The sequence below is a fragment of the Microbacterium sp. UMB0228 genome, from assembly GCF_002871415.1.
Taxonomy (GTDB): domain Bacteria; phylum Actinomycetota; class Actinomycetes; order Actinomycetales; family Microbacteriaceae; genus Microbacterium.
In genome coordinates this window covers 1-13080 of record NZ_PNFU01000005.1, presented here as the reverse complement: position 1 = coordinate 13080, position 13080 = coordinate 1, and the positions used below count along the sequence as shown (strand labels likewise).

The window sequence follows — 13080 nt, the reverse complement described above, 5'->3', positions numbered from 1 at the left end:
TCACGGCCCGGTTCCCCCGGCAGCCCCCGGCCCCGGCCGATAATTGAGACATGTCCAACGGCGGGTCCGTCTGCGGGCCGATCTCCAGCTACTCCCGGGTGCGCATCCTGCACCTCCTCTTCGAGGCCGGGCACTCCGGTGCCTCCGGGGAACTCGCGATCGGCGACCTGTGCGAGGCCACCGGCCTCCACCCGAACACCGTACGCGAGCACCTGCAGCGGCTCATCGAGGGCGGCTACGTCATCCCGACCGTGGAGCACCGCACCACCCGGGGGCGCCCGCGCACGCTGTACCGCGCCGCCACCGGAGCCCCGGACGCCTCCAGTCCGGTCGCGCGGAACAAGGCCAAGGCCGCCGCCCGTCGCGGCGACCTGCTCCGCAGCGTCCTCCCCGGCACCGGGACCGCCCTCGGCAAGGACGCCACCTACCAGCTCGACGCCCTCGTCGAGCACCTGGAGGAGAGCGGCTTCGAGCCGGTCGTGGACGACCGCGGTCTCACCGTCGATCTGAGCCCGTGCCCGCACGCGGCCGGCCGGCCGGAGGACCGCCCGATGCTGTGCCAGGTGCATCTCGGGCTGATGCAGGGCATCCTGGCAGAAGCGGGGGGTCCGCTCGAAGCCGAGTGCGTGCGCGAGGCCGCGCTGCCCTCCGAATGCACCGTGCAGCTGCGCGACACCGCCGCGCAGGCGTCGAACAGAACGGGAGTCGCTCATGGAATGGCTTGATCCGCTCGCCCTGGCCCGATGGCAGTTCGGCCTGACGACCGTCTACCACTACCTCTTCGTCCCGCTGACGATCGGCATGGCGCTCGTCGCCGCCATCTTCCAGACGGCGTGGGTGCGTACCGGCAAGGTGCAGTACCTGCACCTCACCCGCTTCTTCGGCAAGATCTTCCTCATCAACTTCGCGATGGGGGTCGTCACCGGCATCGTGCAGGAGTTCCAGTTCGGCATGAACTGGTCGGACTACTCCCGCTTCGTCGGCGACGTCTTCGGCGCCCCGCTCGCCTTCGAGGGCCTGCTGGCGTTCTTCTTCGAGGCGACCTTCATCGGCCTCTGGATCTTCGGCTGGGACAAGCTCCCGCAGAAGATCCACCTGGCCACCATCTGGTGCGTCTCGATCGGCAGCATCCTCTCGGCGTACTTCATCATCGCCGCCAACGCGTTCATGCAGAACCCGGTCGGCTACACGTACAACGAGGTGACCAACCGGGCCGAGCTCACCGACTTCTGGGCGCTGCTGACCAACCCCGTCGCGCTCGCCGCGTTCCCACACACGATCTTCGGCGCGCTCATGTTCGCCGCCGGTGTCGTCATCTCGGTGTCCGCCTGGCACCTGGCCCGCGGGCAGCACTTCGACACCATGCGCGTCTCGCTGAAGTTCGGCCTCTGGGCGATGATCTTCTCCACCGCGGGCGTCGTGCTCACGGGCGACCAGCTGGGTCTGGCGATGTACGCCGCGCAGCCGATGAAGATGGCCGCCGCCGAGGCGACGTTCAACACCGTCTGCGGTGCCGATGCCTCCTTCAGCATCTTCACGCTGGGCACGCCGGACGGCAGCTCGGAGCTGTTCTCGATCCGGGTGCCGTACCTGCTGTCGCTGCTGTCGACCCACACGCTCGACGCCTGTGTGCACGGCATCAACGACCTGAACGCCGAGTACGCCCAGACCTATGCGAGCACCGGTCTCACCGACTTCGCCCCCGTCCTGTGGATCACGTACTGGTCGTTCCGCTGGATGATCGGCCTCGGCATGGCCGCCGCCCTCGTCGCCGTCGCCGGCCTCTGGGTCACCCGCAAGAAGGCCACCAAGCCGGTCGCGCCGTGGATGTGGAAGGTCGCGATCTGGTCGTTCCCGCTCGCGCTCGCCGCCAACATCATGGGCTGGGTGTTCACCGAGATGGGTCGACAGCCCTGGATCGTGTTCGGTCTGATGTCCACCCGCGACGGCGTCTCGCCCGGCGTGAGCGGACTCGAGGTCCTGATCTCGCTGATCGCCTTCACCGCGATCTACGCCGCGCTGGCCGTGGTCGAGGTCCGGCTGATCGTCAAGGCCGCCCAGAAGGGGCCGGACACCGACGAACAGCCCCATGAGGAGACGGCTCAGCTGCCGTCGGTCGTGTACTGAGAGGAACGAGCATCATGGATCTCGCAACGATCTGGTTCTGGGTGGTCGCCTTCCTGTTCGTCGGCTACTTCGTCCTCGACGGGTTCGACTTCGGTGTTGGCATGTCGCTGCCGTTCCTCGGCAAGAACGACGTGTCGCGCCGACAGGTCATCAACACGATCGGTCCCGTGTGGGACCTCAACGAGACGTGGGTCATCGTGGCCGGGGCCTCGCTCTTCGCCTCGTTTCCCGAGTGGTACGCCACGCTGTTCAGCGGGTTCTACCTGCCGCTGCTGCTCATCCTGCTCGCGCTCATCCTCCGCGGCGTCTCGTTCGAGTACCGCCATCAGCGGGAGAGCCGGAAGTGGAAGCAGGGCTTCGACCGGATGATCGTGATCGGCTCGGTCGTCCCGGCACTGCTCTGGGGCGTCGCCTTCGGCAACATCGTGCAGGGGGTGGCGATCGATGAGAACCACATCTACGTCGGCGGCTTCTTCTCGCTGCTCAACCCGTACGCGCTGCTGGTCGGCGTGACGACCCTGCTGCTCTTCTTCCTGCACGGCGTGCTGTTCGTCGCGCTGAAGACGGACGGCCAGGTGCACGAGGACGCGCAGAAGCTCGCGAAGAAGGCAGCCATCCCGACGATCCTCGTCGCGGCCGCGACGGTGATCTGGACGGTCGCGATCGCGATGGGCCGCGAGGCTCCGCTGCTCTGGCTCGTCATCGGAGCCGGTGCGCTCGCGGCGGTTAGCCTGATCGCGGCGGTCGGCTTCTCGCTCGTCCGCCGCGACGGGTGGGCGTTCTTCGCCGGCATGCTCACGGTCATGTTCGCCGTCGTCATGCTGTTCTCCGCCCTGTTCCCGTTCGTCATGCCGTCGACCATCGATCCGGCGTACAGTCTCACGATCGCCAACGCGTCCAGCACTCCGTATACGCTGCAGATCATGAGCTGGACCGCGCTGATCGCCCTCCCGCTGGTCATCGCGTACCAGACCTGGACCTACTGGGTGTTCCGCAAGCGCGTCACCCGCCGGTCGATCGAGGGGGCTCCGGCGCACGCGTGAAACCCGTCGATCCGAGGCTGCTCCGATACGCGGCCGCCGCCCGGGGGTTCCTCCTGGCGTCGGCCGCGATCGGCGTCTTCCAGACCGCGGTGACGATCGCCTTCGCGTGGCTTCTCACCGAGGCGGTCGTCGGGGCGATCGCGGGGCGCGACGTCACCGTGACCCTGGTCTGGCTGCTCGGGGCCGCTCTCCTTCGGGGTCTGCTCATCGCCGCCTCCGACGCCGCGGGCACGCAGGCCGCCGCCCGCACCGGGATGCAGCTGCGGGCCGCGCTCGTGGCGGCCGTCGGACGCCTCGGCCCCGGGTGGCTCGCGCAGCGGAATCAGACGCAGATCGCCGTCACCGCCGGTCACGGCCTGGAAGCCCTGGACGCGTACTTCGCGCGGTACATCCCGCAGCTCGTGCTCACCGTCATCGCGACGCCGGTGCTCGTCGCGGTCATGTGGTGGCAGGACTGGCCGAGCGGACTCACCGCCGTCATCACCCTGCCGCTCATCCCGCTCTTCCTCATCCTCATCGGGATCGCGACCCGCACGGTGCAGAAGAAGCAGTGGCAGACGCTGCAGCACCTCGCCGCCCGTTTCGCCGACACGGTGCAGGGGCTGTCGACGCTGCGGCTGTTCGGCCGGGACCGTCGGGCAGCCGACCGCATCGAGTTGACCGCCGACGAGTACCGCCGCGAGACCATGAAGGTGCTGCGGTTCTCGTTCCTGTCGGGGTTCGCGATGGAGCTGCTGTCGTCGCTCGCGGTCGCGCTCATCGCGGTCGCGGTCGGGTTCCGGCTGCTGTCGGGCGACCTGAGCCTGGAGGTCGGTCTCTTCGTGCTGCTGCTCGCCCCCGAGGCGTTCCTCCCCATCCGTCAGGTGGGCGTGCAGTTCCACGCCGCGGCCGAGGGCGTCGCAGCCACGGAAGATGTGTTCGACGTGCTGGATGCGGCGCGTGACCGGGACCGGGGCGGCATGCGCCCGCACGACCCCGGCACGGATGCACGACCGAACCCCGTGGACTCGTCCGGCAGTCGGGCCGACGTCGTGCAGGCGGGACGGGAACTCGTGGTCGAGGGGCTGCGGGTGCGAGACCTTCCGCCGGTGTCGTTCGTCGCGGAGCCCGGGTCGGTGACCCTGATCGAGGGGCCGAGCGGCTCCGGGAAGTCGAGTCTGCTCGCCGCCCTCCGCGGGGCGGCGGACTCCACGGGCACGGCGACCTGGGGCGGACGGGACATCGCCGAGCTCGCACCGTCCGACTGGCTCGCCTGGGCCGGGCAGACGCCGGGGCTGATGCGCGGCACGGTCGCGGAGAACGTCGCCCTCGGGGACGCCGCTCCCGACCTTGCCCGTGTGCGCCGGGCTCTCGATGCCGCGTGCGCCGAGGGCATCGAGGCCGACCGCGTGCTGGGTGTGCAGGGCGCAGGGCTGTCGGGAGGACAGGCGCAGCGCGTCGCGGTGGCCAGGGCGCTGTACCGCCACGACGGAATGCCGGGGCGGGTGCTCGCGCTCGATGAGCCCTCCAGCGCCCTCGACGCCGACACAGAGGAGCGGCTCTGGCGGTCGCTGCGCGCGCGGGCGGATGCCGGCGCCACCGTCCTGCTCGTCTCGCACCGCCGCTCGGCCAGGGACATCGCCGACCGGATCGTGGCGCTGGGGGTGAGCGCATGAACGAGACGACCCGCAGCGACCGGGTCCGGGAGGTGCTCCGGCTCGCGCAGCCACCGTTCCGCCGCTTCCTCCCCGGGTTGATCTGGGGTGTGCTGTCGGCGACCGCCGCGGTGAGCCTCCTCGCGGTGAGCGGCTGGTTGATCGTGAGCGCGTCGATCGTCGACTCCCTCGTGCCGCTGTCCATCGCAGTCGTCGGGGTGCGGTTCTTCGCCGTGACCAGGGCCGTCACGCGGTACCTCGAGCGACTGAGCGGTCACGACGCCGCCCTCCGGCAGCTCGCGACGACCCGGTCCGACATGGTGCGCCGCCTCATCCCGCTCTCGCCGGCGGGCCTCGGCGCGACGGACCGGGGTCAGGTGCTCGCGGCGCTCGTCGACGACGTGGAGAACCTGCAGAACCTCCCGCTCCGGGTCGTGCAGCCGCTCGCCGTCTCGGGCGTCGTCGCCCTGGGGGCCGTCGGCTTCCTCGCCTTCGTATCGCCGCCCGCCGCGCTGACCCTCGCCGTCTGCCTCCTCGTCGCCGCGCTCGCCGCCGTCGGGCTGGGCTGGATCTTCGGCTCCCGTGCGGAGGCCGCGGTGTCGGCGCGTCGGGCTGAGGTGTCCGCGGCCCTCGTCGATTACTTCGGCAGCCTCGACGTGCTGCTCGCGTTCGGCGCGGAGGCGCAGGCCCGAGAGCGGATCCGCGTCGCGGATGCCGCCCTGCGCCGGGTCGTCAGCCGCGCGTCGCTCGCACAGGCCGTCGCGGCCGGAGTGGTCTCGCTGATGGCCGGCGCCGCCTCGGTGTGGGCACTGGCGGTGGCAGCCCCTGGCCTCGACACCGGAGCCATCGACGCCCCGTGGCTCGCGGTCGCGGTGCTCGTGCCGATGGTCGTGTTCGAGGTGTTCGGCGCCGTGCCGATCGCGGCGGCCTCGTGGCGGAGCGTCCGCGCGAGTGCGGAGCGCATCGTGGACGTGCTGCCCGAACGGATGCCGCCGGAGCTGCGGACCGACGCGGGGGAGGACGTCGCGGTCGACGGCGTCCCCGCGCTCACGCTGCGGGGAGCCACGGCGCACTGGCCCGGAGGGGCGTCGGCGCTGACCGGGGTCGACCTCGACCTCGCGCCGGGTGAGCGGGTGCTCGTCTCCGGGGCGAGTGGGGCGGGCAAGAGCTCGCTGGCGGCTGCGCTCGTGGGCTTCCTCCGCGTGGACGGCGAGTACCGGATCGGCGATCTCGACGCGGCGGCGCTGTCCGGACCGTCGCTGCGCCGCGTCGTCGGCCTGTGCGAGCAGCAGCCGCAGCTCTTCGACGAGGACGTGCGGCAGAACCTCCTCTTCGCCAGGGACACCGCCACCGACGAAGAACTCCTCGCCGTGCTCGACCGTGTGGGACTCGCGGCGTGGGTGAGCGAGCGCGGAGGGCTCGATGCGCGGGTGGGCGACCGCGGTGCGCTGGTGTCCGGCGGTCAGGCGCAGCGGATCGCTCTGGCTCGCGCGCTGCTCCGCGGCTTCCCGGTGCTCGTGCTGGACGAGCCGACGGCGGGCGTCGACCCCGAGGCCTCGGACGCTCTGCTGCGCGACCTGCTGCAGGCCACGGGGGAGCAGTCGGTGCTGCTCATCTCGCACGTGGCGCCGCCCGCGGGGACGGTCGACCGGGTCGTGCGGATCGAGGGCGGCCGGACGGTCTGAGCCTCAGCCGACGAGGTTCATGTCGGCGGGCGGCTCCATCACGATGCCCTGCGCCTCGAACGCGCGACGGCGCTCCTCGATCCGGCGGTGCATCTCGACCTGGGCCTCGTCGACCACACGCGGGTCGAGGTCGACCGTCGGCGGATGCGGGTCGCCGTGGTGCGCGGCGATGTACGCGTCGAGCTCGGGACCGCTGGTCCAGGAGGTGATGAGCGCGTACCGGGGGCCGGTGCCGCGATGCCACACGGCATGCCAGAAGCGCTGCGTGTCGACGATGATCCGGGAGCCGGCGCGCAGCGGCAGCCGCACCTCGGTGGCCGGGTCGAACCGGTCGGAGCGGAGGATGAGCATCGAGTCGGTGTCGTCGGTGAGGTTGTAATACCCGCGGACCACCCATCCCGTGCCCGGCTCGTTGAGGCGGTTGTTGTCGTCCTGGTGCAGGTTGTAGATCGCGTCGGCGTAGTCGTTCGGCTGGAGCTCGATGACCCGGCAGCGGCCGACGCCGGCGCCGGGGGCCAGGGCACGGCGCTGCAGGGTCGGGGCGATCGCGACCTGTGAGGGAATCCAGACGCCGTCCTTGTCGGTGCGCGGCGGCGTGTGGTTCCAGAAGCCGTTGCAGTCGATCTCGCCCGCGTAGCTCGTCAGGGGTGCGAAGCGGGTGACGCCGGAGGAGCGCCAGCCGACGTACTCGAGGTCCTGCCACTCGGACGGGTCCACAGGGGTGGTCTCGTCGTCGAGGACCACGTATCCGGTCTCGGCGAGCGCCGCAGACGTGATGAATCCCATGCTGCTTGCATCCTTCCCGTCGTTCTGCCCCCGGAGGCGGCGGGTTCTTAGGCAATCCTAATCCCGACCTCCCCTCGCCGACCCACCCCCTTGCGTGTGTCCCACCCCCTTCCGGCCGCACGCAGAGGGGTGGCTCGGCCGGAAGGGGGTGGGTCGGCGAGGGATATCCTGAGGCCATGACGCAGCCCCAGGGTGCCCTTCTCGTGGGCAGTGTGAACTTCGACGACGCCGAGACGACGATGCGCACTGCGGCGGAGCTGCTGGGCGACCGGTTGCGTCGCATCCCGGACGGCGAGGTGGGCAAACGGTTCCACTGGATCATGTTCCAGCCCGACGTCATCGGCCAGGCGGACGGCATCGAGCGGATCGGCGACGAGCCCATCCCGTTCCCCGCCGGCATCGACGCCCGGGGCCTCCGGATCGCCGAGGGCGTGGATCCCGCGACGATCGCGCTGCCTCCGCTGGGGTACGCCTCCGCGGCGATCGAGTCGTACGGGCTCTTCGCCCGGTTGCGTGAGGAGGGGGCCATCCCGGCGGGCACCCGGTTCCAGGTGTCGCTGCCCACCCCGCTCGCCGTCATCTCCTCGTTCTTCCACGGCGACGACCGGGCCGCGATCGAGCCCGTGTACACCGCCGCGATGCTCCGCGAGCTCGACGAGATCCTCGCCGCGATCCCGCACGACGACCTCGCCGTGCAGTGGGACGTCGCGAGCGAGATGGGGATCATCGAGGGCGCCTCCGGTTACGGCGCCGTCATGGAGGCGTGGTGGCCCGGTGACCCGTTCGACGGCCTCGTCTCGCGTCTCGCCGCCCTCGTTGACGCCGTCCCGGACGACGTCGAGGTGGGCGTGCACCTCTGCTACGGCGACGCGGGGGAGAAGCACTTCTTCGAGCCGACCGACGCCGGCTCCCTCGTCCGCTACGCCAACGCCGTCATCGCCGCGGCCCACCGTCCGCTCACCTGGCTGCACCTTCCCGTGCCGATCGCCCACGATGACGAGGCCTACTTCGCCCCGCTCGCGGAGCTCACCCCGGTCGAGGAGCTCTACCTCGGCCTCGTGCACCGGGAGGACGGCGCGGAGGGTGCGCGTCGCCGGATCGCGGCCGCCGTCCCGTTCGCGCCGGAGTTCGGCGTCGCCACGGAGTGTGGAATCGGGCGCGCCCCCGCCGGCTCCACGGAGGGCATCCTCCGCGCCCACGCCGAGGTCGCCATCGCCTGGTGACCCGCCGATTCGCGCGCTCGGCCCCGGTGTCGTAAACTGATCCGCGGTGACGTGTCCGAGCGGCCGAAGGTGCAACTCTCGAAAAGTTGTGTAGGGTAACCCCCTACCGTGGGTTCAAATCCCACCGTCACCGCCACCACGAAGGCCCCGACTCCCCTGGAAACACGGAGATGCGGGGCCTTCGTCATGTCCGGGATCGCGAGCGTGATAACGTAGATGTCGTTCACGGGCCTATGGCGCAGTTGGTAGCGCGCCTCGTTCGCATCGAGGAGGTCAGGGGTTCGAATCCCCTTAGGTCCACAGGAACAGAACGAAAGAACCTCGCCCCGCAGCTCGCGGGGCGAGGTTCTTTCGTTGGAGCATGGGGCTGATCCGATCGCCGCGACGGGACCGCTCGGCGGCAGGGGTCCGAACCGGTGCCCCTAGGCTGAGGACATGGACGCGACGCCCAGCGAATCCGGCTCGACCCTGCATACGCATGCCGTCGACAGCCAGCGCCGTGCCGCGGCCCTCGGCGAGGAGAATCGGGTGCTGTCGCGTACGCAGAAGGTGTACGTGGCGCTCCGGGACGACATCGTCCGCACCCGGCTCGCCCCGGGCGAGGTCGTCATCGAACCCGAACTGGCCGCGCGGTTCGGGGTGTCGAAGACGCCGGTGCGGGAGGCTCTCCAGATCCTCGTCGTCGAGGGGCTCGTCGTCGCCCTTCCCCGACGGGGATACGTCGTCCGCCCGCTGGGTATCAACGAGGTGCGCGAGGTGCTCGACCTGCGGTTGATCATTGAACCGCCGATGGCCGCGAGTGCGACGCGCTACGGCAGCGAGGCCTTCATCGAGGAGCTCAGCTCGATCCTGGACGCGCAGCGCAGCGGCTCCGGCACGGCGGAGCTGACCGACGCGGCCCGCGCGTTCCACGAGTGCATCCTCGGCGCGGCGCGCAACGCTCGGGCGAAGACGCTCATGAGCGGCCTGTTCGACGAGACGACACGGAGTCATCATCTGATCCCGGCGATCGATGCGCGCATCCACTCGGACGTCGAGAACAACGGTCACCAGCAGGTGCTCGAGGCGATCCGCACCGGCGATCCGCAGGCGGCCGAGGAGGCCATGCGCCGGCACCTCGTCGAGCTGCGGGAGTTCGTCCTCCAGGCGTTCCTCGAGGCCTGACCCCTCCTCGCCGTACGCGCAAGCCGTCACACTCGCGTCAGATATATCTGAGGAATATTGCTATTGTGCCCAAGATATTTGGGAGCTATGGTGGTGCCGACACCGCGGTCGGCTCTTCGGCCTCGATGGGAGTTGCCGAGAGGATCCAGGTTTGTTGCGACGTCGCATCCGCACCTTCACCGAGCTGTTGAGCTTCGCTCCGCCCGCCCTTCCCACCGAGGCGACGCGCGTCGCGGAGGCGCGCTGTCTCGACGATCTGCGACGGCTCGCGAAGCGACGGGTGCCCGGATTCGTCTTCGACTACGTCGAGGGTGCCGCGGTGACCGAACAGGCCGCTCGGGACAACGAGGCGGCCTTCGCCCGCCGGAGGTTCGTGCCCACGGTCACCGAGAGTGCCGCGGGGGCGACGCTCACCACCCGCCTGCTGGGACGCGAGCACGCGATGCCCATCGGCGTCGCCCCGATCGGCCTCACCGCCCTCATGCGTGCGGCCGGCGAGACCGACGGGGCCCGTGCGGCCGCCAACCGCGACGTGCCGTTCGTGCTCTCCACGATGGGAACGCGGAGCATCGAGCACGTCGCCGACGCCGCACCCGCCGCGCGGCGCTGGTTCCAGCTCTACCTGCGGCGCGATCGCGACGCGTCCCTCGCGCTCGTCGAGCGGGCCGCCGCTGCCGGCTTCGACACCCTCGTCCTCACTGTCGACACACGCGTGCCGGGACAGCGGTACCGCGACGACCGCAACCGGCTCTCGATGCCGCCGCGTCTGACCCTGCGCACCGCCGTGCAGTCGGCACTGCATCCCTCCTGGACCCTCGATCTGCTGGCCCACGACGCTCCGGCCATGGCGAACTTCGGCCCGCGTTCCGGACGCGTCACCGATGTGGTGGGCAGCATGTTCGATCCCGCGCTGTCCTTGGACGACGTGCGCTGGCTGCGGACACACTGGAGCGGGCCGATCGTCGTGAAGGGCGTGCTCTCCGCCGTCGACGCCGAACGCTTCATCGACGCCGGCGCGGATGCCATCTGGGTCTCCAATCACGGCGGTCGTCAGCTCGACCGTGCGATCGCGCCCGTCGAGGTCGTGGGCGCCGTGCGCGCCGCCGTCGGCGACGATGTGCCGATCCTGCTCGACTCCGGAATCCGCAGCGGCCTCGATGTGGTGGCGGCGATCGCGTGCGGAGCCGACTTCGTCTTCCTCGGCCGGGGATACATGTACGGCCTGATGGCGGGCGGCCGGGTGGGGGTCGAGAGGGCGCTCGACCTGGTGGCGAACGAGACCCTGTCGACGATGCAGCTTCTCGGCGTGCGCACGACCGCCGAGCTGCGCGGCCGGGGGACTGCCGTCCTCGCGCCGACCGGATAGCCACGACCACGCCAGCACTTTTCAATGATGAAAGGACACCCCATGGCCCACGAACAGCAGCGCACCATGACCCCGCAGGCGAGGCGGGCGATCACCGCCGCCTACTTCGGCACCCTCATCGAGTGGTACGACTACGCGCTCTACGGCGCCGCCGCCGGCCTGGTGATCGGCCCGCTCTTCTTCCCGGACGTCATCCCGGCCTCCGCTTCGATGCTGGCCTTCGCGACCTTCGCCGTCGGCTTCGTGGTGCGGCCGCTCGGCGGCCTCATCATCTCCCACCTCGGGGATCGGGTCGGCCGGAAGCCGGCAATGATCCTGACCATCGTGCTCATGGGCATCGCGACCGTGGGGATCGGGCTCCTCCCGACCGCCGAGGCGATCGGGGTGGCGGCGCCGATCCTGCTGATCCTGTTCCGCTTCGTCCAGGGCTTCGGTGCCGGTGCGGAACTCGCGGGCGCGCTCACGCTCGTCGCCGAGTACGCCCCCGAGCGCCGCCGTGGCCGGGTCATCGGACTGGTCACCTCGGGTGCTCCCGGGGGCGCCTTCCTCGCGACGCTGGCCTTCACCTTCGCCTCGATGCTGCCCGGGGACGTCTTGCTGGGCGGGGCCTGGCGCATCCCGTTCCTGGTCTCCGCCGTGCTCTTCGTCCTCGCGCTGTGGATCCGTCGTCGCCTCGAGGAGACACCCGAGTACCGGGCCGCGGTCGCGAACGCCGAGCAGGCCGCGACGAAGGTGCCTCTGGCGGAGCTGTTCCGCCGCAGCCCCCGCGAGCTCATCGTCGGCTTCTTCAGCGTGTGCGGCCACAACGTGACGAACTACGTGCTCAGCGCCTTCGCCCTCAGCTACCTCACGCTGACGGTCGGGATGCCCCGGGTCCAGGCACTGGTCGCCGTGCTCGTCGCCTCGCTCCTCACCGCCTTCGCACCCGTCCTCGGCGGGATCGCGGTGGATCGCTTCGGCGCCAAGCGCGTCGTCATCTTCGGCTCTGTCGCCGGGATCGTCCTCACCTACCCGGTCTTCCTCTCGCTGCAGTCGGGCGACCCGGTGTGGGCGGCTCTCGGGATGACGGCCCTCGGCGTCATCGCCGTGGGGGCGACCGCCGCCTCCACCGGGACGTTCCTCACGAACCTCTTCCCGACGCGGTACCGCTTCACCGGCGTCGCGACGGCCCGGGAGCTGAACGGCGCCCTGGTCGCCGGCCCGACCCCGCTCATCGCCACGGCGCTCGTCGCGGCCGCCGGGGGAGGCCTCTGGCTCGTCGTGCTGTTCGTCATCGGCGCCTGCCTGGTGTCGCTGCTGGCCGTCGTCGCGACGCCGAAGCGCGTCGGAGACCTGCAGCCCGAGAACCACCCCGACTCCTCCCGGTTCGCGCCGACGGGAAGGGCCGCGGACTGAGGGGCGGGCGACACGCCCGGGAATCAGCGGTGATTTGCCCGATGCCCGGAACCCACGTAAGTTATTACCTGTTCGCCCCAAACGGTTGAGCGGAGGTCCTCGGACCGGCTCCCGTCAAGCATCGAACACCTCCCGAATCCCACACACTCACAGAGTGAACAGGATGAAGGATGCTGATCCGTTCCCACGGTCAGGCCGAAGAAACTCGGACTTGACAACGGAAACGAGATCGGTAAGATAGAGAAGTTGCCCTGCGGGCCTGGTTGTGATGGCTGGGTCGTGGGAGCATCCGATCCTTGAGAACTCAACAGCGTGCACTTGTCAAATGCCAAATTATCCTCGTCTAGCTTCGGCTGGGTGAGAATTCCTTTGGATCAAAGACCAACCTCTTTGTGGGGTTGGCAACGGATGAAGTCAGCAATGAATTCGTCTCTTTGGTCAGCATCAAACTCGCTGCGTTCCGGTTTTTCCCCGGTTCGTATGCAATTTCTTTTTACGGAGAGTTTGATCCTGGCTCAGGATGAACGCTGGCGGCGTGCTTAACACATGCAAGTCGAACGGTGAACACGGAGCTTGCTCTGTGGGATCAGTGGCGAACGGGTGAGTAACACGTGAGCAACCTGCCCCTGACTCTGGGATAAGCGCTGGAAACGGCGT

The 13080-nt window shown here is 69.8% G+C and carries 10 protein-coding genes, 2 tRNA genes and 1 rRNA gene; 12 read left to right on the top strand and 1 reads right to left on the bottom strand.

Annotation, left to right across the window (positions count from 1 at the left end; genetic code table 11):
• Nucleotides 1-50 precede the first annotated feature (50 nt).
• The 5 genes from CJ226_RS12295 to cydC are packed head-to-tail and all read left to right on the top strand — an operon-like array spanning nucleotide 51 to nucleotide 6489.
• A complete protein-coding gene (locus CJ226_RS12295) occupies nucleotides 51-725 on the top strand; it encodes a metalloregulator ArsR/SmtB family transcription factor (protein ID WP_025105484.1) in 675 nt (224 codons plus the stop codon).
• Nucleotides 712-2127 (top strand): cytochrome ubiquinol oxidase subunit I, encoded by a 1416-nt coding sequence (locus CJ226_RS12290; RefSeq protein WP_025105485.1) that lies wholly within the window; start codon nucleotides 712-714, stop codon nucleotides 2125-2127. The genes CJ226_RS12295 and CJ226_RS12290 overlap by 14 nt, the downstream gene beginning before the upstream one ends.
• 14 nt (nucleotides 2128-2141) lie before the next feature.
• Nucleotides 2142-3170 carry a cytochrome d ubiquinol oxidase subunit II gene (gene cydB / locus CJ226_RS12285; protein ID WP_025105486.1) on the top strand — a complete coding sequence of 343 codons (1029 nt, stop codon included), beginning with the start codon at nucleotides 2142-2144 and terminating at the stop codon, nucleotides 3168-3170.
• Nucleotides 3167-4825: a thiol reductant ABC exporter subunit CydD gene (gene cydD / locus CJ226_RS12280; protein WP_102209343.1), complete on the top strand. Its 1659-nt coding sequence runs from the start codon at nucleotides 3167-3169 to the stop codon at nucleotides 4823-4825. Before cydB ends, cydD begins: the two co-directional genes overlap by 4 nt.
• Nucleotides 4822-6489: a thiol reductant ABC exporter subunit CydC gene (cydC, locus tag CJ226_RS12275; protein WP_102209342.1), complete on the top strand. Its 1668-nt coding sequence runs from the start codon at nucleotides 4822-4824 to the stop codon at nucleotides 6487-6489. The genes cydD and cydC overlap by 4 nt, the downstream gene beginning before the upstream one ends.
• Nucleotides 6490-6492: 3 nt before the next feature.
• On the opposite strand, the gene CJ226_RS12270 is transcribed toward cydC, so the two are convergent.
• On the bottom strand, nucleotides 6493-7275 hold the full coding sequence (locus tag CJ226_RS12270) for a hypothetical protein (protein ID WP_102209341.1): 783 nt from the start codon (nucleotides 7273-7275) through the stop codon (nucleotides 6493-6495).
• Between the two features lie 176 nt (nucleotides 7276-7451).
• Here CJ226_RS12270 and CJ226_RS12265 point away from each other — a divergent pair, with 176 nt between their 5' ends.
• The 7 genes from CJ226_RS12265 to CJ226_RS12235 form a co-directional block, all read left to right on the top strand.
• Nucleotides 7452-8498 carry a hypothetical protein gene (locus CJ226_RS12265; RefSeq protein ID WP_102209340.1) on the top strand — a complete coding sequence of 349 codons (1047 nt, stop codon included), beginning with the start codon at nucleotides 7452-7454 and terminating at the stop codon, nucleotides 8496-8498.
• A 45-nt stretch (nucleotides 8499-8543) separates the two neighbouring features.
• A tRNA-Ser gene (locus CJ226_RS12260) sits at nucleotides 8544-8634 on the top strand.
• A gap of 91 nt (nucleotides 8635-8725) precedes the next feature.
• Nucleotides 8726-8798, top strand: a tRNA-Ala gene (locus CJ226_RS12255).
• Between the two features lie 135 nt (nucleotides 8799-8933).
• Nucleotides 8934-9662, top strand: coding sequence for a GntR family transcriptional regulator (locus CJ226_RS12250; protein ID WP_102209339.1), 729 nt, complete (start codon nucleotides 8934-8936; stop codon nucleotides 9660-9662).
• Between the two features lie 151 nt (nucleotides 9663-9813).
• On the top strand, nucleotides 9814-11028 hold the full coding sequence (locus CJ226_RS12245; RefSeq protein ID WP_180964606.1) for an alpha-hydroxy acid oxidase: 1215 nt from the start codon (nucleotides 9814-9816) through the stop codon (nucleotides 11026-11028).
• Between the two features lie 42 nt (nucleotides 11029-11070).
• Nucleotides 11071-12423 (top strand): MFS transporter, encoded by a 1353-nt coding sequence (locus tag CJ226_RS12240; protein ID WP_257996646.1) that lies wholly within the window; start codon nucleotides 11071-11073, stop codon nucleotides 12421-12423.
• A gap of 492 nt (nucleotides 12424-12915) precedes the next feature.
• A 16S ribosomal RNA gene (locus CJ226_RS12235) occupies nucleotides 12916-13080 on the top strand; the annotation flags it as partial.